Raw genomic sequence first — 18,657 nt, 5'->3', positions numbered from 1 at the left:
CGGACACGAAGGGAGACAAGGCATGTGCGGGATCGTCGGGTTGCACCTGCGGACCCCGGAGCTCTATCCCCGACTCGGGGAACTGCTCACCGGGATGCTGTGCGAGATGGGCGATCGCGGCAGCGACTCCGCCGGCGTCGCCGTCTACGGTGACCCGACCTGGTCGCCGCCCGGTCAGGGATGCGTGTCCGTGGTCGACCTGGGAACCGGTGAGACCGCCGACATCGCCCAGGTGACGTCCTCGGTTGCGACGGCCCTCGGCGGCAGCGTCGACGGCGTGGCGGTCCAGGACGGTTACCTGCTGTCGGCCGGTGCGGCCTCCGAGGACCTGCTGATCGCCGTGCGCTCGGTGTACCCGCGGGCGCTCGTCGCCGGATTCGGTTCGGACATCGCCGTTCTCAAAGGTGTGGGACACCCGCGGATGTTGACCGACGGCTGGGGCCTGGAGAAGGCGCAGGGCTGGCAGGGCGTCGGGCACACCCGGATGGCCACCGAGTCCGCGGTGACCCCGGCGGGTTGCCACCCCTACGCCGTGGGCCCGTCCCAGTGCATGGTGCACAACGGCTCCTTCGCCAACCACGCCACGATCCGCCGCGAACTCCGCGCGGCCGGAATACCTTTCGACAGCGAGAACGACACCGAGGTCGGCGCCCGGTTCATCGCCAAACTGCTCTCGCAGGGCCGCGACGTGGAGGGTGCGCTCAAGGAACTCTGCGGCACCTTCGACGGCTTCTACACGCTGCTGGTCTCCAACCGCGACTCCTTCGCAGTCGTGCGCGATGCCATCGCCTGCAAGCCCGCGGTCATCGCCGAAACCGACGACTGGGTGGCCATGGGCAGCGAGTACCGCGCCCTCGCAGGCCTTCCCGGTGTCGAGAAGGCCCGCATCTGGGAACCAGAGCCTGAGGTGGTGTACGCATGGAGCAAATGACCCCCGTGGTCTTCGACCTGCGCACCACGCCCCTTCGTGAGGTCAACGCGGCCCTGCACGCACCGGGCCTGGCGGGCGAGTTCCGCATCGAGCACCCCGCAGGCGCGCACAACGTCGCCGTCGGCCTCGACGCGCCGGTCACGGTGACGGTCGACGGGCACGTCGGCTACTACGCGGCGGGCATGAACCAGCACGCCGAGGTGATCATCAACGGCAACGCGGGCACCGGCGTCGCGGAGAACATGATGAGCGGATCGGTGTGGGTCAAGGGCAACGCCTCGCAGTCCGCGGGGGCCACCGCGCACGGCGGGCTGCTCGTCATCGACGGCAACGCCGCTGCGCGGTGCGGCATCTCGATGAAGGGGGTCGACATCGTCGTCGGTGGAGATGTCGGGCACATGAGCGCGTTCATGGCGCAGGCCGGGCGCCTGGTGATCCGCGGCGACGCGGGTGAGGCGCTGGGCGACTCGATCTACGAGGCGCGTCTCTACGTCCGCGGCAACGTCGCCTCCCTCGGCGCCGACTGCGTGGCCAAGCCGATGGACGCCGAGCACCACCGCGAGCTCGAACAACTGCTGAAGGCAGCGGGATTCGAGGATGACGATACGGGCGCCTACACCCGCTACGGGTCGGCGCGGTCGCTCTACCACTTCCACGTCGACAATGCGAGCGCCTACTGATGACCTACACCAGCGACGACCGCGCACGTCTGGGGCTGCGCGAATCGGCCACCTTCGACCGGGCCACCATCGCGGCGATCCAGCGCGCGGCCGACACCGGCATCTACGACATCCGCGGCTGGGGCGCCAAGCGGCCGCTACCCCATTTCGACGATCTGCTCTTCCTCGGTGCGTCGATGTCACGCTACCCGCTCGAGGGATACCGTGAACGCTGCGCCACCGACGTCGTTCTCGGTGATCGCTTCGCCAAACACCCCCTGCACCTGGACATCCCGGTGACGATCGCCGGCATGAGCTTCGGCGCACTGTCCGGGCCCGCCAAGGAGGCGCTGGGCCGGGGGGCCAGCGAGGTCGGAACGTCGACGACCACCGGTGACGGCGGAATGACCACCGAGGAGCGCGGGCAGAGCAAGTACCTCGTCTACCAGTACCTGCCGTCGCGATACGGGATGAATCCCGAAGACCTGCGCAAGGCCGACGCCATCGAGATCGTGCTCGGCCAGGGTGCCAAGCCCGGTGGCGGAGGAATGCTGTTGGGGCAGAAGATCTCCGAACGCGTCGCTACGATGCGCACCCTGCCCGAAGGCATCGACCAGCGCTCGGCGTGCCGACACCCGGACTGGACCGGACCCGACGACCTGACCATCAAGATCAACGAACTGCGGGAGATCACCGACTGGGAGAAGCCCGTCTACGTCAAGGTCGGCGCCACCCGCACGTACTACGACGTGAAGCTCGCGGTACACGCCGGCGCGGACGTGGTGGTGGTCGACGGGATGCAGGGCGGTACGGCGGCCACCCAGGAGGTGTTCATCGAGCACGTCGGGATCCCGACACTCGCGGCGATCCCGCAGGCGGTGCAGGCGCTGCAGGAACTGGGTGTTCATAGGCGCGGGGCGTGGGGGCACCACCCGCGCGGAGCGCAGGGGGACGGAGTTCACGGAGCGACGGGAAGAAGGGGAGTCCAGCTGATCGTGTCCGGCGGAATCCGCAACGGAGCAGATGTCGCCAAGGCACTGGCGCTCGGCGCCGACGCCGTCGCGATCGGCACCGCGGCGCTGATCGCGCTGGGCGACAACCACCCGCGGTACGCCGCGGAGTACGAGAAGATCGGCAGCGCAGCGGGTTTCTACGACGACTACCAGGACGGCAACGACCCCGCGGGGATCAGCACCCAGGATCCCGAACTCGCTGCCCGGTTCGACCCGGTGGCCGGCGGCCATCGGCTCGCGAACTATCTGCGGGTGCTGACCATGGAGGCCCAGACCATCGCGCGGGCGTGCGGCAAGTCGCACGTGTGCCATCTCGAGCCCGACGACCTCGTCGCGGTCAGCATCGAGGCCGCGGCGATGGCGCGAGTGCCGCTGGCGGGCACCGACTGGATCCCGGGGCGCAGCGGGACCGGCCTGTGACCGAGACCGCCGATGTCGTCATCGTCGGCGGCGGCATCGAGGGATCCGCGGCTGCGTGGGCGTTGAGCGCGCGAGGCGTCACCGATGTCGTTGTCGCCGAACGCAACACCGTCGGATCCGGCATGACCGGCAAGTCCAGCGGCATCGTGCGCTGCCACTACGGGGTCAGCTCGCTGGCGGCGATGGCCGCCGTGGGCCTCGAGGTCTTCGAGCAACCCCAAGCGTTCCTGGGTGAGCAGGTCACCGATATCGGGTTCCGCCAGACCGGCTACGTGGTGGGCGTCGGTGAACCCAACGTCGACTCGCTGCGCAAGAGCCTGGCCGCCCAGCGCGCTGTCGGTGTCCAGACGGAGGAGATCGACCACGCCGACGTCGCCAAGCTGTGGCCGTTCGCCGACCTGACACCGTTCGCGGCCTTCGGGTGGGAGGCCCGTGGCGGCTACGGCGACGCCTACCAGACCGCGCAGGCGTTCTCGGCGTCGGCGCGCGCGGCCGGGGTGCGGGTCCGGCAAGGGTGCGCGGCCACCGGTCTGCGCGTCGACGGGGACCGGGTCACCGGCGTGCGGCTCGCCGACGGCACCGAGATCTCCGCCGGAACGGTCGTCGTCGCGAACGGGGTGTGGACGCGGCCGTTCCTCGCCCCGTACGGCGTCGACGTCCCCATCCGGGTCATCCGCGAACAGATCGTGATGATCGACCCCGGTGTGGATGCGGGGCCGGTGCCCGTCTTCTCCGACCTGGTGTCGCTCCAGTACGTGCGCGCCGAGGTCGGCGGGGACATCCTGTTCGGCAACAGCGACCTGCCGGGCTACGACAGCATCGAGCCCGCCGACCCCGACGACTACCTCAACCGCGCCACCGACGACTTCGTCGACGTCACGGTCGACAAGGTGGGCACCCGCTTCCCCGGATTCGCCGACGCGGCGATCTCCGGCAGCTACGCCGGGTGCTACGACGTCACACCGGACTGGAACCCGGTGATCTCGCAGGGGCCGATGGACGGGCTGGTGATCGCGGCCGGGTTCAGCGGCCACGGCTTCAAGATCGCGCCCGCGGTCGGCCGGCTCGTCGCAGACATCGTCGTCGACGGGCACAGCAGCGACCCCCGCATCCCGGCGTCGGACTTCCGGCTGTCGCGCTTCGCCGAGGGCGACCCGCTCAAGACGCCCTACCCCTACGTCGGGGCGGGCCAGATGCGCTAGACAGGACAGTTGTGACCTCACCCGACTCTCACGCCGACGACAACGTGCCGCTGCTCCGCAACCAGTCCGGCACCGCCCGCGACCGGGATCCCGCCGAACCGGTCGAGGAGCTCGAGATCGAGGCCGCGATCGGTCAAAACGTGCGCCAGCTGCGGATGCAGCAGGGCCTCACCGTGGCCGAGACCGCGGCCCGGGTCGGCATCTCCAAGGCGATGATGAGCAAGATCGAGAACGCCCAGACCTCCTGCAGCCTGTCCACCCTGGCGCTGCTCGCGAAGGGCTTCGACGTGCCGGTGACCAGCCTGTTCCGCGGCGCCGACGTCGAGCGGCCCGCCGCGTTCGTCAAGGCGGGCACCGGCGCCCGCATCGTGCGCAACGGCACCAAGGAAGGCCACGAGTACCAACTGCTCGGATCGCTGCGCGGTGAGCACAAGCGCCTGGAATGCCTGCACGTCACGCTGTCGGAGAAGAGCCGGACCTACCCGCTGTTCCAGCACCCCGGGACCGAGTTCATCTACATGCTCGAGGGCGTCATGGACTACAGCCACAGCCGATCGGTATACCGGCTGCACCCGGGTGACTCGTTGCAGATCGACGGTGAGGGCGCCCACGGTCCGATCGACCTGGTGTCGCTGCCCATCCGGTTCCTTTCGGTCATCGCGTTCCCCGACTCCCAGGTCTGACGAACCCGCCGAGACTGCTCACAGATCGCGAATCTGCGCGTGAATGCGACCTCCCCGCAGACTCGGCGCGCGCATCGCATGAGTCTCGGCGCACATCGCACGTGGTTTTGGGGTTCCGCGCGCACCGGAGTACAGTGACCCACGTGTTCTCGGTGGTGCTCCTTCTCGGACGCCGCGACGGGGTCTGATCCAGACTGGCTTCCCGTCGCGGGTGTTTGGCGACGCGCCGGTCTGAAATCCCACTAGACCTTCCGGAGCCCACATCATGACCAGTTTCTCGTCCACGAGTTTCAATTCCGCCGACGCCTATTCGTCGGTCCGCACCATCAGCACCCCCTCCGGTGCACCTCACCCGAGCCAGCCCTCCTGGAACACCCAGCGCGGCTCGTCGATGCCCGTCAGCCGCTACCGCAGCTTCGACGAAGAGGTCCAACCGATCCGGCTGCCGGACCGCACCTGGCCCGACAAGGTGATCGACACCGCGCCGATGTGGTGCGCGGTAGACCTGCGCGACGGCAACCAGGCCCTGATCGACCCGATGAGCCCCGCCCGCAAGCGGCGCATGTTCGATCTGCTGGTTCGCATGGGCTACAAGGAGATCGAGGTCGGCTTCCCGTCGGCAAGCCAGACCGACTTCGACTTCGTCCGCGAGATCATCACCGACGGCGCGATCCCCGACGACGTCACCATCCAGGTGCTTACGCAGTGCCGCCCCGAGCTGATCGAGCGCACCTTCCTGGCGTGCGAGGGTGCCCCGCGGGCCATCGTGCACTTCTACAACTCGACGTCGATCCTGCAGCGCCGCGTGGTGTTTCGCGCCGATCGCGACGCCGTCAAGAAGATCGCCACCGACGGCGCCCGGATGTGTGTCGAGGAGGCCGAGAAGTACCCCGGCACCCACTGGCGCTTCGAGTACTCCCCCGAGTCCTACACCGGCACCGAGCTGGAGTACGCCGTCGAGGTATGTGACGCCGTCTCCGAGATCGTCGCGCCCACCCCGGAATCCCCGCTGATCGTCAACCTGCCCGCCACCGTCGAGATGGCCACCCCCAACGTCTACGCCGACTCGATCGAGTGGATGAGCCGTAACTTGAATCGAAGGGAGTCCGTCATCCTCTCTTTGCACCCCCACAACGACCGCGGAACCGCGGTCGCCGCAGCCGAATTGGGCTACGCGGCAGGCGCGGACCGCATCGAGGGCTGCCTGTTCGGCAACGGCGAACGCACCGGCAACGTGTGCCTGGTGACGCTGGGCCTGAACCTGTTCAGCCGCGGGGTCGACCCCCAGATCGACTTCTCCAACATCGACGAGATCCGCCGCACGGTCGAGTACTGCAACCAATTGCCGGTGCCCGAGCGCCACCCCTACGGCGGTGACCTGGTCTACACGGCGTTCTCCGGCAGCCACCAGGACGCCATCAACAAGGGCCTGGACGCGATGAAGTTCGACGCCGACGCAGCCGACAAGGACGTCGACGACATCCTGTGGCAGGTCCCCTACCTGCCGATCGACCCGAAGGACGTCGGCCGCACGTACGAGGCCGTCATCCGGGTGAACTCCCAGTCCGGCAAGGGCGGGGTCGCCTACATCATGAAGGCCGATCACGGTCTGGCGCTGCCGCGACGGCTGCAGATCGAGTTCAGCCAGGCGATCCAGCAGATCACCGACGGCGAGGGCGGCGAGGTGTCGCCCAAGGAGATGTGGGACGCGTTCTACGAGGAGTACCTGGCGCCGGTCACCCCGCTGGAGCGGATGCGCCAGAAGGTGGACGCGGCCGAGGAAGACGGTGGCACCGACACAATCACCGCCGTGGTGAAGATCGACGGTGTGGAGCGCGAGATCGTCGGCGCGGGCAACGGACCGCTGGCCGCGTTCGTCGACGCGCTCGGGGCCGTCGGTTACGACGTCAACGTCCTGGACTACTCCGAGCACGCCATGTCGGCGGGCGAGGAGGCCCAGGCCGCCGCCTACGTCGAAGCCTCGATCGGCGGCAAGACCGTGTGGGGCGTCGGGATCGCGACGTCCATCACCACCGCGTCACTGCGGGCGGTGGTTTCCGCGGTGAACCGGGCGGCGCGTGGCTGACGGCCGGGACGCCGGCTGACACCCAGGGCCTTTCGACCCTGACCGTTCGAGCGTGCCTGTGCTTAACTGACGCCTGCGCTAATACCGCGCGGCCATCGGTTAAGGAGCAGCCGTTCATGTGGGATTCGTTCTGGGATTTCTTCTGGTCGTTCATGGTGATCTTCGCGTTCATCGCGTACCTGATCATCATGTTCAACATCCTCGCCGACCTGTTCTGGCGTGATCACAAGACTTCCGGCTGGGTCAAGGCCCTCTGGGTGGTCTTCTTGGTCGTCTTCCCCTATCTCACTGCGGTGGTGTACCTGATCGCGCGCGGCAAGGGCATGTCCGAACGCGCACGCGACCAGGCGATGCAGGCCAAGAGGGAGACGGACGACTACATCCGGCAGGCGGCGGGCCGCAGTCCAGCGCAGGAGATCGCCGATGCCAAGGCGCTGCTGGACGCCGGCACGATCTCGCAGGCGGATTTCGACGCTTTGAAAGCCAAGGCCGTCAGCTAGCCGGTCACGCGACCGGGCGGGCGGCCCGGTAGAACGTCACGGCCCCGGCCAGCCTGAGGCGGTGGGTGCCGAGGACCTCGCAGTCGAAGCCCGCCTCCCGGATGCACTCGGGCAACCGGGCCCCGGCCTTGGCATGGTCGTGGCCGGTGACCCGGGCCAGGAATCCCTCGGGGTGGTGGGCCTCGCCGCCGACGTCGACGATGTGCAACCGCCCGCCCGGCCGCAGCACCCGATGCACCTCGCGCAGCGCAGTCGCCTTCACCTCGTCGTCGAGGTGGTGCAGCATCATCGACGACAGGGCCCGGTCGAAAGCGCCGTCGGCGAAGGGCAATCGCTGCGCATACGCGGTCTGGAAGAGCACGCCGGCATGGCCGACCTTGCGACGCGCCCGTGCCAGCGCCCGCGGATCGGGATCGGTCGCGGTCAACTGCGCCGACGGCGCGGCCTGTCGAGCGCGCGCGGTGACGTTTCCTGTCCCACAACCGATCTCGAGTATGTCGGTCGCCGCCGCCAGGTCCGCCTGGGCGATCAGCGTGTCGTAGACCCTGCCGACGCCGAGTAGGCGCACCAGCAGGTCGTATCCGGGGAGCAGGAAGTCACGGCCCGCGGCGGGCAGGTAGTCGTGCTGGTTACCCCAGGTGCGGACCACCGATTCTGGACGATCTTCAGTCATACCGACCATGGTGATCGTTGGCAGTCCGCGACTGTGGGGTGGACTTCGGTGAGACTCGGACTATCTTTGGTTGATGTCGCAGATGGCCAGGCTCGCAGGTCGCCGCGACGGGGTGCCGATCTACTCGTACCCGAACGAGCTGAGCACCCCGCCCGTGTCGGTGATCAGACTGGACCGCTGCGCACTGCCCGCTTCCGGCGCGCACATCCACGACTTCCCCGTGCTGGTGGTTCACGGCGACGCCGGCCTCATCGACGTCGTGGCCGCCGGCGCGACCGTCGATCCATCCCTGCTCGACGACCGAGTCGGCGCGCTTGCCCTCTTCTTCGACCCGGCTGCCCTCGGCGACGGCGCCCGCTCCCCGTGGCCGACGTGGCGAGCACACCCGCTGCTGTTCCCGTTCCTTCACGGCCACCACACCGGTCTCCTTCGGCTCGAGGTGCCCGCAGCGCGTCGGGGATTCTGGGAGGCCACGATCGCCGCGATAGAGGGGGAGTTGATCGATCGCCGAGACGGGTACCGCCAGGCGGCACTGGCGCATCTGACGGTGCTGTTGATCGAGCTGGCCCGGATGACCGACGATGTCGTCGGCGACCTGCTGCGCAGCGGAGAACCGTTGCTGGCGAAGGTTTTCGAGATCATCGAGCAGAACGTCGGTCGACCCGTCTCGCTACGCGACGTCGCGCGCGAATGCGCAATGACGCCGGGGTACCTGACCACCGTGGTGCGGCGCCGCACCGGACGCACGGTGGGCGAGTGGATCATCGAGCGGCGGATGGCCGAGGCGCGGGCCCTGCTGGTCGGCACCGATCTCGCGGTGCGGGAGATCGCCGGACGCGTGGGCATCGCCGACCCCGGCTACTTCGCACGCCTGTTCCGCAGCGCGCACGGGGAGTCGCCCCGCGCGTGGCGGGCCCGGCACGCGAACGTCAGAACAGCGTGAGCTGCTCGTCGGCCACCGTGGTGTCGACGAACTCGTCGACGGTGTGCCCGCCGATCACCGAATCCAGGAATCCCACGAAGTCGGCGCTGGCCACCAGCGGGACCCCGAGCTCGGCGGCCAGGTAGCCCCTGCCCTGCTCCGGCGCGGGGGTGTCGCAGACGACCAGCGAGGTGTGCTGGTCGACGGCCTCGGTGTAGGCCAGCCCGGCGTGCAGGATGCGCTCGATGAGCTCCTCGTGGGTGTGGCTCACCTCCGCGGCCAGCGCGACCCGCATCCCCTGCACCAGCGGCCGACCCTCGACGAACCGGCCGGGGTTGGCGTACCGGCACGGCATCCGCGCGGCCAGCACCTTCAGCGGGCGCAGCTCGTCGTGGGTGACCCGGCCGTTGGGCCAGCTGCGGCGGGCCACCGGATGCACCGGCAGCCAGGCCCTGCGCTCGTGGGCACGCGCCAGCACCGGTTTGAGGATCTGGGCGAGCACCATGGCGTCGTCGAGCGCGTCGTGGGGCTTCATCTGGGTGACGCCCCAGTGACCTGCGAGCGTCTCCAGCCGCAGGTTCTCCGTGCCGAGGTCGAGTCTGCGGGCCAGCTCGACGGTGCACATCACGGTCTCGACCGGCAGCTCGGCCCCGACCAGCTCGGCCTCGGCCGCCAGGAACGCGTAGTCGAAACCGACGTTGTGGGCGACCAGGGTGCGCCCCTGCAAGAGTTCGATCAGGTCGCCGACGATGTCCCCGAAGGTCGGCTGGCCTTCCAGCATCTCGGCGGTGAGCCCGTGCACGTGGGTGGGTCCGGGGTCGACGCCGGGGTTCAGCAGGCTGTACAGGGTCTTCTCGACGTTGCCGTCGTCGCTCAGGGCCAGCGCCGCGATGCTCACGATGCGCGCCTGGCCGGGGTGAAATCCCGTCGTCTCGACGTCGACGACCGCCCAGCCGGCACCGGGAAGGTGGGCGGGCCTGCCCCAGCGGTGTCCGGCGATCGAGCTCACGATTCGAGGATGGCACGCACCGCCGACAACCCCGTCTCCCCACGCCGCGTGTCGGTCGCTGCAGTTCGGTCTCTTTTAGACTGCCGGGATGGTCACCGGACGTGGACGAATCGCGCTCGCCGCAGGAGCAGGCGCGCGCTGGGCCTCCCGCGTCACGGGCCGCGGCGCAGGCGCCATGATCGGCGGGCTGGTCGCGATGACGCTGGACCGCTCGATCCTGAGCCAGCTGGGCCGCGGAAGGCGCACCGTCGTCGTGACCGGCACCAACGGCAAGTCCACGACCACCCGGATGACCGCCGCCGCCCTGGCCACGCTGGGGCAGGTGGCGACCAACGCCGAGGGCGCCAACATGGACGCCGGGCTGGTGGCGGCCCTGGCCGCGGCGCCCGACGCGGAGCTGGCCGCGCTCGAGGTCGACGAGATGCACGTCCCACACGTCCTGGATGCGGTGCAAGCCGCAGTCGTCGTCCTGCTGAACCTGTCCCGCGATCAGCTCGACCGCGTGGGTGAGATCAACCACATCGAGCGCACGCTGCGCGCCGGCCTGGCCCGTCACCCCTCGGCGGTGGTGGTCGCCAACTGCGACGACGTGCTGATGACGTCGGCCGCCTACGACAGCCCGAACGTGGTCTGGGTGGCCGCGGGCGGCGGCTGGGCGGGTGACTCGGTGAGCTGTCCGCGCTCCGGCGAGATCATCGTGCGGGAGCAGGCGCACTGGTACTCGACCGGTAGTGACTTCAAACGGCCCGACCCGGACTGGTGGTTCGACGACACCCACATCTACGGCCCCGCTGGCCTGTCGCTGCCGATGACGCTGGCACTGCCCGGCGCGGTCAACCGGGGCAACGCGACGCAGGCGGTGGCCGCGGCGGTGACCCTGGGCGCCGATCCCGCCGCCGCGGTCGCGGCGGTGTCGCTGGTGGACGAGGTGGCCGGCAGGTACCGGACGGTGCAGATCGGTTCTCACACCGCACGGGTGTTGCTCGCGAAGAACCCGGCGGGCTGGCAGGAGGCGCTGTCGATGGTGGACCGCGACGCAGCCGGTGTGGTGATCGCGGTCAACGGGCAGGTGCCCGACGGCGAGGACCTGTCCTGGCTGTGGGACGTGCGCTTCGAGCACTTCGACACCGTTCCGGTGGTGGCCGCCGGCGAGCGCGGCACCGATCTCGCGGTCCGGCTGGGGTACGCGGGTGTCGAACACACGCTGGTGCACGACACCGTGCGCGCCATCGAGTCGTGCCCGCCCGGCCACGTCGAGGTCATCGCGAACTACACCGCTTTCCTGCAGTTGAACCGCGTCCTGGAGCGCCTCGCATGAGCCAGTCGACGGTGCGGATCGGGCTGGTACTGCCCGATGTGATGGGCACCTACGGCGACGGCGGAAACGCGCTCGTGTTGCGGCAACGGTTACGGCTGAGGGGAATCGACGCCGAGATCGTGCCGATCACCCTCGACGACCCGGTGCCCGCCGAGCTGGACCTCTACACGCTCGGCGGCGCCGAGGACTACGCGCAGCGGTTGGCCACCAAGCACCTGATCCGCTATCCCGGTCTGCAGCAGGCGATCTCACGCGGCGCCCCGGTGCTGGCGATCTGCGCGGCCATCCAGGTGCTCGGCCACTGGTACCAGACCTCGGCCGGCGAGCGCGTCGACGGGGTGGGCGTGCTGGACCTGACGACGTCGCCGCAGCCGGAGCGCACCATCGGCGAGGTCACCGCGACCCCGCTCGTCGACGGGTTGACCCAGCCGTTGACCGGATTCGAAAACCACCGCGGCGGAACGGTTCTGGGTACCGACGCGCGCCCGCTGGCCGCGGTGACGAAGGGCGCGGGCAACCGGGCCGGAGACGGCATCGACGGTGCCGTGCAGGGCAGCGTCGTCGCCACCTACCTGCACGGCTGCTGCCTGGCCCGTAACCCGGAACTCGCCGACTACCTGCTCACCGAGGTGGTCGGCCCGCTCGCTCCGCTGGAGTTGCCCGAGGTCGCGCTGCTGCGCAAGGAACGTCTGGCGGCGCCGCGGCGTGTCTAGGCGGCCACGGTCCTGACGACGCGCTGCACATCACGGAGGTCGAGCGGACAGCCCCGCTCTCGCAGCGCCGCTTCCACCCGGGCAAGCCACTGTTCGGGCTCGTCCTCGGCGATCACGCGGATCACGATCCAGCCCGCCTCCCCGAGCATCCTCAGGCGTGCGATGTCCTTGACGTACTGGCGTCTGTCCTTGCGGTGGTGATCGCCGTCGTATTCGACCGCGACGCCGTACCGCCTCCACCCCATGTCCAGAAACGCAACCGGCCGGGAACCCGACACGACGGGTATCTGGGTCTCGGGCCGGGGAAACCCGCAGTCCAGCAACCACAGTCGGGTTCTGCTCTCCCGCGGTGAGGCGGCGCCGCCGTCGATCAGGGGTAACAGCTCCCGTAGCTGTGTCACCCTGCGGGCCCGCGGGTGGCGATCGGCCAACCGCGCCACGTCATCGACCTCGAAGTGCTGGTTCCACATCAACGCGTCCAGGCGCGCGAGCGCCTCGCCGCGGTCCAGGTGACGGCCCAGATCGAAAGCCGTGCGCAGTCGGGTGGCGACCGGTAATCCACCGATCCGTGTGAACTCGTCGTCGCAGATGTGTTCAGCACGCGGGATCAGACCGTCCTGAGGCAGGCTCTTCACACCGGCGACCTCGACCGGTTCGGCGGGATCCACCCAGGGCGCACCGTGCAGCGCGGACGCCGCCACCCCGGCGATCACCCCCTTGCGCCCGGTCGCCAGCCACGCACCGATCGCCCGGTCCCGCAGCGTGATCTCGGCGCCCTTGCGGATGAAGACGCCGCGGAACAGCGTCGTGAAATCGCGCCGGAGTTCGTGCCGGGTCACCACACCGGCCTTGACCGCTTCGCCGCCGAGAATGACCCTGCCCATGGCCCGTACGGTGTCACCGGCCACCGACAATTCTCGAGATCCGAGTTCTGTCGCGAAAGTGCGAGAATACTGCTGCAAAACTCGGATCTCGGCGTGGCAGAGGCCGCGACGGCGAAACCGGGTCAGGCCATCGCGCGGCGGCCGACCAGCGCGCGCCCCAGCGTCAGCTCGTCGGCGAACTCCAGGTCGCCGCCCATCGGCAGGCCCGACGCGATGCGGGTGACCGACAGCCCGGGAATGTCACGCAGCATCCGCACCAGATAGGTGGCCGTGGCCTCCCCCTCGGTGTTGGGGTCGGTCGCGATGATCACCTCGGCGACGTCGACGCCGTCGACACGCTCACCGATCCTGTTGAGCAGCTCGCGGATCCTCAGCTGGTCCGGCCCGACGCCCGACAACGGATCGAGTGCACCGCCGAGCACGTGGTAACGCCCGCGGAACTCCCTGGTGCGTTCCACTGCCTGCACGTCCTTGGGTTCCTCGACCACGCACACCAGCGATGCGTCGCGGCGTGGATCGCTGCAGATCCGGCAGCGGTCCTCGTCGCTGACGTTGCCGCACACCGTGCAGAACTTCACGCCGTCGCGGACCTTGCCGAGCACCGCCGTGAGCCTGTCGATGTCCGGCGGCTCGACCGACAGCAGATGGAACGCGATGCGCTGCGCACTCTTGGGCCCGATACCGGGCAGCTTGCCGAGCTCGTCGATCAGATCCTGAACGGGTCCTTCGAACAAGAAGTCACATCCCCGGCAGGCTCGGGAATCCCTGACCGCCGAGCCCTCCCGCCAGCGGTCCCAGCCGGTCGTGGGCCAGGATGGTGACCTGCTTGGCGGCATCGGAGATCGCGCCGACGATCAGATCCTGCAGCGTCTCGACGTCGGAGGGCTCAACGACCTTCGGGTCGATCGACACGGCCACCACCTCGCCGCTGCCTCGCATCGTGACCTGCACCAGCCCACCACCGGCCTGGCCGTGCACCTCGGCGTTGGCGAGGGCCTCCTGGGCCTCCATCAACTGCTGCTGCACCTGCTGAGCCTGCGCGAGCAGTGCTGACATATCGGGTTGGCCACCGGGTTGCATGACTGATCCTCTAGGTGTCGGTTGATGCGTTCAGGTATGCGAGGAGTTTCGTGTCGGTCTCGACTTGGTTGCGCTCGTCGTGATCCGGCACTTTTGCCTTTCAGCGTAGTCGGCATGCGGGCTACCGTGGCGCCGTGCACGTGCCAGCCCACCACCGTGTCGGCATGCGAATAGGTTCAGCAGTCGCCGCCGCAATGCTCGTCGCCGCGTCGACGCTCGCCGGCCCGGCCCACGCAGCCCCCGCCAACCTCGCCGGGAAGATCGTCTTCCTCGACCCCGGCCACAACGGCGCCAACGACGCGTCGATCAGCAGGCAGGTGCCCACCGGGCGCGGCGGCACCAAGGACTGCCAGGCCAGCGGCACCTCGACCGGCGACGGATTCCCCGAGCACACCTTCGCGTGGGACACCACGCTGCGGATCCGCCAGGCTCTGACCGCCCTCGGAGTACGCACGGCGATGTCGCGCGGCGACGACACCGGTCTGGGTCCGTGCGTCGACGAGCGCGCGGCGCTGGCCAATGCGATCCGGCCCAACGCGGTGGTCTCGATACACGGTGACGGTGGTCCCCCCACCGGGCGCGGCTTCCACGTGCTGTACTCGGCACCCCCGCTCAATGCGGCGCAGGCGGGTCCGTCGGTGCAGTTCGCCCAGGTCATGCGTGACCAGCTGGCGGGCTCGGGGATTCCGCCCGCTACCTACATCGGCTCATCGGGCCTCAACCCGCGCTCCGACATCGCCGGGCTCAACCTCGCGCAGTACCCGTCGATCCTCGTCGAGCTCGGGAACATGAAGAACGCGGTCGATTCGGCGTTGATGACGACGGAGCAGGGGCGGCAGAAGTACGCCGACGCCGTGGTCCGCGGCATCGTCGCGTTCCTCGGCTCCCAGCGGTGAGCCGGAACCGACCCGCCGAGCGCGGGCTCAGGCCTCGGTGCCCTCGACGCCCACAGTGCCCTCGACCTCACGCTTGAGGTTTCCGAGGACCTCGGCCTGGATCTTGCGCAACCCGATCGGTGCGAACGTCCTCTCGAAGAAACCCCCGATACCGCCGGCGCCCTGCCAGGACGTCTTGACGGTGACCGACGACCCCGGGCCCGCCGGTGCGACGGTCCAGTTGGTCACCATCGAGGAGTTCTCGTCCTTCTCGATAACGGTGTGACCAGCCACGTCGACGCTGGCTTTCACGTCACGGGAGCGCGACTTGGTGGCCTGCAGCTTCCAGGTGGCCACGGTGCCTGCACCCTGACCGCCCTGGAGCACCTGGTAGCCGCTGTAGTGCGCGGAGAGGATCTTCGGGCGCATGGCCTCGTAATCCGCGACGGCGCCCAGAACAGTCGCCGGCGCGGCGTCGATCAGGACCGTGCTGGACGCGCTGACCTGTCCCATCAGTGCAAACTCCTTATAAACAGCTGGTGTCGGTGCTTCGGTAGGTCGCATCGGCTGCAACCGCGGACTAGCGTATATGTGTGTCTGTTGCCTCAGCCGACGCACGGGCCGCTCACTCCGACGGCGTGCAGCGGCTTCTCACCAGTTACCGGGCCATCCCGGCCGATGCCGCGGTCCGGCTCGCCAAGCCGACGTCGAACCTGTTTCGCGCCCGGGCGAAGAACAGCGGGCCGGGGTTGGACACCTCGGGGCTGACGGATGTCATCGCGGTCGACCCGGACGCGCGCACGGCCGACGTGGCGGGCATGTGCACCTACGAGGATCTGGTCGCCGCCACATTGCCCTACGGCCTGTCGCCGTTGGTGGTGCCTCAGCTCAAGACCATCACGCTCGGGGGCGCGGTCACCGGGCTGGGGATCGAGTCGGCGTCGTTCCGCAACGGGTTGCCCCATGAGTCCGTCCTGGAGATGGACATCCTCACCGGGACCGGCGAGATCATCCGGGCCTCCCCCGACGAGCACGGCGACCTTTTCCGGTCCTTCCCGAATTCCTATGGCACACTTGGCTATTCGGTTCGACTGAAGATCGAGCTGGAGCCGGTCAAGCCGTTCGTCGCGTTGCGTCACCTCAGGTTCAGGTCCGTGGCCGACCTCGTCGACGCGATGGACCAGATCATCGAGACCGGCGGTCTCAACGGCGACCGGGTCGACTACCTCGACGGTGTAGTGTTCAGCGCCGACGAGGGCTACCTCTGCGTCGGCGTCCAGTCGGCCACCCCCGGTCCGGTCAGCGATTACACCGGCAAGGACATCTATTACCAGTCGATCCGACACGAGGACGGTGAGAAGCACGACAGGCTGACCATCCACGACTACCTGTGGCGGTGGGACACCGACTGGTTCTGGTGCTCGCGGGCATTCGGCGCACAGAATCCACGAATCCGGCGATGGTGGCCGCGCAAGTACCGGCGCAGCAGCTTCTACTGGAAGCTCATCGGCTACGACCAGCGGTTCGACATCGCCGACCGCATCGAGAAGCGGAACGGCCGCCCACCGCGCGAACGGGTGGTCCAGGACGTCGAGGTGCCGATCGGCCGTACCGCCGAGTTCGTGGCCTGGTTCCTGGACAACGTGCCCATCGAACCGATCTGGCTGTGCCCGTTGCGGCTTCGCGATGAGGGCAACTGGCCGCTGTATCCGCTGCACCCGCATCAGACGTACGTCAACATCGGCTTCTGGTCATCGGTGCCCGTCGGCCCTGAGGAGGGGTACACGAACAGGATGATCGAGCGCAGGGTCAGCGACCTCGACGGACACAAGTCGCTGTACTCGGATTCCTACTACTCCCCCGAGGAGTTCGACGAGCTCTACGGCGGTGAGATCTACAAGACGGTGAAGAAGTCCTACGACCCTGACTCACGTTTCCTCGATCTGTATGCGAAGGCGGTGCGAAGACAATGACGACATTTCGGGAACGCGCCACAGATGCGCCGGACAACTCCGAGGGGAAACTCTCACTGGCGGAGATCCTCGAGATCTTCTCGGCCGGTCGGCTGCCGCTGAAGTTCACGGCCTATGACGGCAGCAGCGCCGGACCCGAGGACGCCACCCTCGGGCTGTATCTGCGCACGCCGCGCGGCACCACCTACCTGGCCACCGCACCCGGAGACCTCGGGCTGGCCCGGGCCTACGTGTCCGGCGACCTGGAGCCCCACGGGGTCCATCCGGGCGATCCCTACGACCTGCTCTCCGCGCTGGCCCAGAAGCTGCAGTTCAAGCGCCCGTCGGCTCGGGTGCTGGCCAACGTGATCCGGTCCATCGGTATCGAGCACCTCATGCCGATCGCGCCTCCTCCGCAGGAGGCACTCCCGCGCTGGCGGCGCTTCGCAGAAGGCTTGCGGCACAGCAAGACCCGCGATGCGGAGGCGATCCATCACCACTACGACGTCTCCAACACCTTCTACGAGTGGGTGCTCGGCCCCTCGATGACCTACACCTGCGCGTGCTACCCCCACCCCGACGCCACGCTGGAGGAGGCGCAGGAGAACAAGTACCGGCTGGTCTTCGAGAAGCTGCGCCTGAAGCCGGGCGACCGACTGCTCGACGTGGGCTGCGGCTGGGGCGGCATGGTGCGCTACGCGGCGCAGCACGGCGTGAAGGTGATCGGCGTGACGCTGTCGAAGGAGCAGGCGGCGTGGGCGCAGAAGGCCATCGCCGAGGACGGTCTGGGTGACCTGGCCGAGGTGCGCCACAGCGACTACCGCGACGTGCGGGAGTCGCAGTTCGACGCGGTGTCCTCGATCGGGCTCACCGAGCACATCGGGGTGGCGAACTACCCGGCCTACTTCCGCTTCCTGCGATCCAAGCTGCGCACCGGCGGGTTGCTGCTCAACCACTGCATCACCCGCCACGACAACCGGCACGGCCCCACCGCGGGCGGTTTTATCGACCGCTACGTGTTCCCCGACGGGGAGCTCACCGGTTCCGGCCGCATCATCACCGAGATGCAGGACGTCGGCCTCGAGGTGGTGCACGAGGAGAATCTGCGACACCACTATGCGCTGACCCTTCGCGACTGGTGCCGCAACCTCGTGGAGCGCTGGGATGAAGCGGTCGCGGAGGTCGGTCTGCCCACCGCCAAGGTATGGGGGCTCTACATGGCCGGGTCCCGGGTCGGCTTCGAGCAGAACGCGATTCAGCTGCACCAGGTGCTCGCCGTCAAGCTCGACGAGCGCGGTGGCGACGGCGGGTTGCCGTTGCGGCCCTGGTGGGCGGCATAGAGGTTAGGCTCACGCGATGATCCGGTTCCTGCTGCGCGTCGCCGTGTTCCTCGGGTCTGCGGCGATCGGGTTGCTCGCGGCAGGCTGGCTGGTGCCCGGGGTGTCGCTGTCTGCGTGGGGTTTCGTCACCGCAGTGGTGATCTTCACTGTGGCGCAGGCGCTCTTGTCGCCGTTCTTCCTCAAGATGGCCAGCAGGTACGCGTCGGCGTTCCTGGGCGGCATCGGGTTGGTGTCGACCTTCGTCGCGCTGCTGCTGGCCTCACTGTTGTCCAACGGGTTGAGCATTCGCGGCATCGGTTCGTGGATCGGGGCCACCGTGGTGGTGTGGTTGGTCACCGCAGTGGCGACGGTGGTGCTTCCGCTCCTGGTGCTGCGGGAGAAGAAGAACGCGGCCTGA

The 18,657-nt window shown here is 68.6% G+C and carries 20 protein-coding genes; 14 read left to right on the top strand and 6 right to left on the bottom strand.

Going from position 1 to position 18,657, the window contains the following annotated elements; all coding sequences use genetic code 11:
• The first annotated feature begins 22 nt into the window (after positions 1 to 22).
• The 7 genes from H7I57_RS17815 (at position 23) to H7I57_RS17785 (ending at position 7,494) form a co-directional block, all read left to right on the top strand.
• Positions 23 to 931, top strand: a complete 909-nt coding sequence (locus H7I57_RS17815; RefSeq protein ID WP_264025011.1) for a class II glutamine amidotransferase domain-containing protein — start codon at positions 23 to 25, stop codon at positions 929 to 931.
• The gene (locus H7I57_RS17810; protein ID WP_264025078.1) at positions 928 to 1,611 is read left to right on the top strand and encodes a GltB/FmdC/FwdC-like GXGXG domain-containing protein; all 684 of its coding nucleotides are present in this window, start codon (positions 928 to 930) and stop codon (positions 1,609 to 1,611) included. Before H7I57_RS17815 ends, H7I57_RS17810 begins: the two co-directional genes overlap by 4 nt.
• Complete coding sequence (locus H7I57_RS17805) at positions 1,611 to 3,023, top strand: FMN-binding glutamate synthase family protein (RefSeq protein WP_264025009.1); 1,413 nt, start codon at positions 1,611 to 1,613, stop codon at positions 3,021 to 3,023. The genes H7I57_RS17810 and H7I57_RS17805 overlap by 1 nt, the downstream gene beginning before the upstream one ends.
• Positions 3,020 to 4,225, top strand: a complete 1,206-nt coding sequence (locus tag H7I57_RS17800) for an NAD(P)/FAD-dependent oxidoreductase (RefSeq protein ID WP_264025008.1) — start codon at positions 3,020 to 3,022, stop codon at positions 4,223 to 4,225. Before H7I57_RS17805 ends, H7I57_RS17800 begins: the two co-directional genes overlap by 4 nt.
• A gap of 11 nt (positions 4,226 to 4,236) precedes the next feature.
• Positions 4,237 to 4,908: a helix-turn-helix domain-containing protein gene (locus H7I57_RS17795; protein ID WP_264025006.1), complete on the top strand. Its 672-nt coding sequence runs from the start codon at positions 4,237 to 4,239 to the stop codon at positions 4,906 to 4,908.
• A 265-nt stretch (positions 4,909 to 5,173) separates the two neighbouring features.
• Positions 5,174 to 6,994, top strand: a complete 1,821-nt coding sequence (gene leuA / locus H7I57_RS17790; RefSeq protein WP_264025005.1) for a 2-isopropylmalate synthase — start codon at positions 5,174 to 5,176, stop codon at positions 6,992 to 6,994.
• 116 nt (positions 6,995 to 7,110) lie between these two features.
• Positions 7,111 to 7,494, top strand: coding sequence for an SHOCT domain-containing protein (locus tag H7I57_RS17785; RefSeq protein WP_264025003.1), 384 nt, complete (start codon positions 7,111 to 7,113; stop codon positions 7,492 to 7,494).
• A 4-nt stretch (positions 7,495 to 7,498) separates the two neighbouring features.
• Here H7I57_RS17785 and H7I57_RS17780 read toward each other — a convergent pair whose 3' ends face one another.
• Complete coding sequence (locus H7I57_RS17780) at positions 7,499 to 8,167, bottom strand: class I SAM-dependent methyltransferase (protein ID WP_372510262.1); 669 nt, start codon at positions 8,165 to 8,167, stop codon at positions 7,499 to 7,501.
• A gap of 73 nt (positions 8,168 to 8,240) precedes the next feature.
• Here H7I57_RS17780 and H7I57_RS17775 point away from each other — a divergent pair, with 73 nt between their 5' ends.
• Positions 8,241 to 9,110, top strand: a complete 870-nt coding sequence (locus tag H7I57_RS17775) for a helix-turn-helix transcriptional regulator (protein ID WP_264025001.1) — start codon at positions 8,241 to 8,243, stop codon at positions 9,108 to 9,110.
• Here H7I57_RS17775 and H7I57_RS17770 read toward each other — a convergent pair.
• Positions 9,097 to 10,098 (bottom strand): DEDDh family exonuclease, encoded by a 1,002-nt coding sequence (locus H7I57_RS17770; protein ID WP_264024999.1) that lies wholly within the window; start codon positions 10,096 to 10,098, stop codon positions 9,097 to 9,099. The genes H7I57_RS17775 and H7I57_RS17770 overlap by 14 nt on opposite strands.
• A gap of 88 nt (positions 10,099 to 10,186) precedes the next feature.
• Here H7I57_RS17770 and H7I57_RS17765 point away from each other — a divergent pair, with 88 nt between their 5' ends.
• Together H7I57_RS17765 and H7I57_RS17760 are read left to right on the top strand one after the other, a co-directional pair.
• Positions 10,187 to 11,416, top strand: coding sequence for a Mur ligase family protein (locus H7I57_RS17765; protein WP_264024998.1), 1,230 nt, complete (start codon positions 10,187 to 10,189; stop codon positions 11,414 to 11,416).
• The gene (locus H7I57_RS17760) at positions 11,413 to 12,129 is read left to right on the top strand and encodes a type 1 glutamine amidotransferase (RefSeq protein ID WP_264024997.1); all 717 of its coding nucleotides are present in this window, start codon (positions 11,413 to 11,415) and stop codon (positions 12,127 to 12,129) included. The genes H7I57_RS17765 and H7I57_RS17760 overlap by 4 nt, the downstream gene beginning before the upstream one ends.
• Here the strand turns inward: H7I57_RS17760 and H7I57_RS17755 are convergent.
• The 3 genes from H7I57_RS17755 to H7I57_RS17745 form a co-directional block, all read right to left on the bottom strand.
• Entirely contained in the window at positions 12,126 to 13,013 is an 888-nt protein-coding gene (locus H7I57_RS17755) for a type IV toxin-antitoxin system AbiEi family antitoxin (protein WP_264024996.1), read from the bottom strand. The genes H7I57_RS17760 and H7I57_RS17755 overlap by 4 nt on opposite strands.
• Positions 13,014 to 13,135: 122 nt before the next feature.
• Complete coding sequence (gene recR, locus H7I57_RS17750; RefSeq protein ID WP_264024994.1) at positions 13,136 to 13,747, bottom strand: recombination mediator RecR; 612 nt, start codon at positions 13,745 to 13,747, stop codon at positions 13,136 to 13,138.
• Between the two features lie 4 nt (positions 13,748 to 13,751).
• On the bottom strand, positions 13,752 to 14,093 hold the full coding sequence (locus tag H7I57_RS17745; protein ID WP_264024992.1) for a YbaB/EbfC family nucleoid-associated protein: 342 nt from the start codon (positions 14,091 to 14,093) through the stop codon (positions 13,752 to 13,754).
• Positions 14,094 to 14,257: 164 nt separating this feature from the next.
• Between H7I57_RS17745 and H7I57_RS17740 the strand changes: the two genes are divergently transcribed.
• Positions 14,258 to 14,989, top strand: a complete 732-nt coding sequence (locus H7I57_RS17740; protein ID WP_372510261.1) for an Rv3717 family N-acetylmuramoyl-L-alanine amidase — start codon at positions 14,258 to 14,260, stop codon at positions 14,987 to 14,989.
• Between the two features lie 27 nt (positions 14,990 to 15,016).
• Here H7I57_RS17740 and H7I57_RS17735 read toward each other — a convergent pair whose 3' ends face one another.
• Complete coding sequence (locus H7I57_RS17735; protein ID WP_264024991.1) at positions 15,017 to 15,481, bottom strand: SRPBCC family protein; 465 nt, start codon at positions 15,479 to 15,481, stop codon at positions 15,017 to 15,019.
• Positions 15,482 to 15,561: 80 nt separating this feature from the next.
• Between H7I57_RS17735 and H7I57_RS17730 the strand changes: the two genes are divergently transcribed.
• Genes H7I57_RS17730 through H7I57_RS17720 form a run of 3 tightly spaced genes read left to right on the top strand, consistent with a single transcriptional unit; the run spans position 15,562 to position 18,657 of the window.
• Entirely contained in the window at positions 15,562 to 16,941 is a 1,380-nt protein-coding gene (locus H7I57_RS17730; RefSeq protein ID WP_264024990.1) for an FAD-binding oxidoreductase, read from the top strand.
• The gene (locus tag H7I57_RS17725; protein WP_264024988.1) at positions 16,938 to 18,260 is read left to right on the top strand and encodes a class I SAM-dependent methyltransferase; all 1,323 of its coding nucleotides are present in this window, start codon (positions 16,938 to 16,940) and stop codon (positions 18,258 to 18,260) included. Before H7I57_RS17730 ends, H7I57_RS17725 begins: the two co-directional genes overlap by 4 nt.
• A 16-nt stretch (positions 18,261 to 18,276) precedes the next feature.
• A complete protein-coding gene (locus tag H7I57_RS17720; protein WP_264024986.1) occupies positions 18,277 to 18,657 on the top strand; it encodes a phage holin family protein in 381 nt (126 codons plus the stop codon).

Source organism: Mycolicibacterium pyrenivorans (assembly GCF_025821625.1).
Lineage (GTDB): Bacteria > Actinomycetota > Actinomycetes > Mycobacteriales > Mycobacteriaceae > Mycobacterium > Mycobacterium pyrenivorans.
Note: the sequence above shows the minus strand (reverse complement) of the source record. Positions and strands in the feature narration are given on the sequence as shown.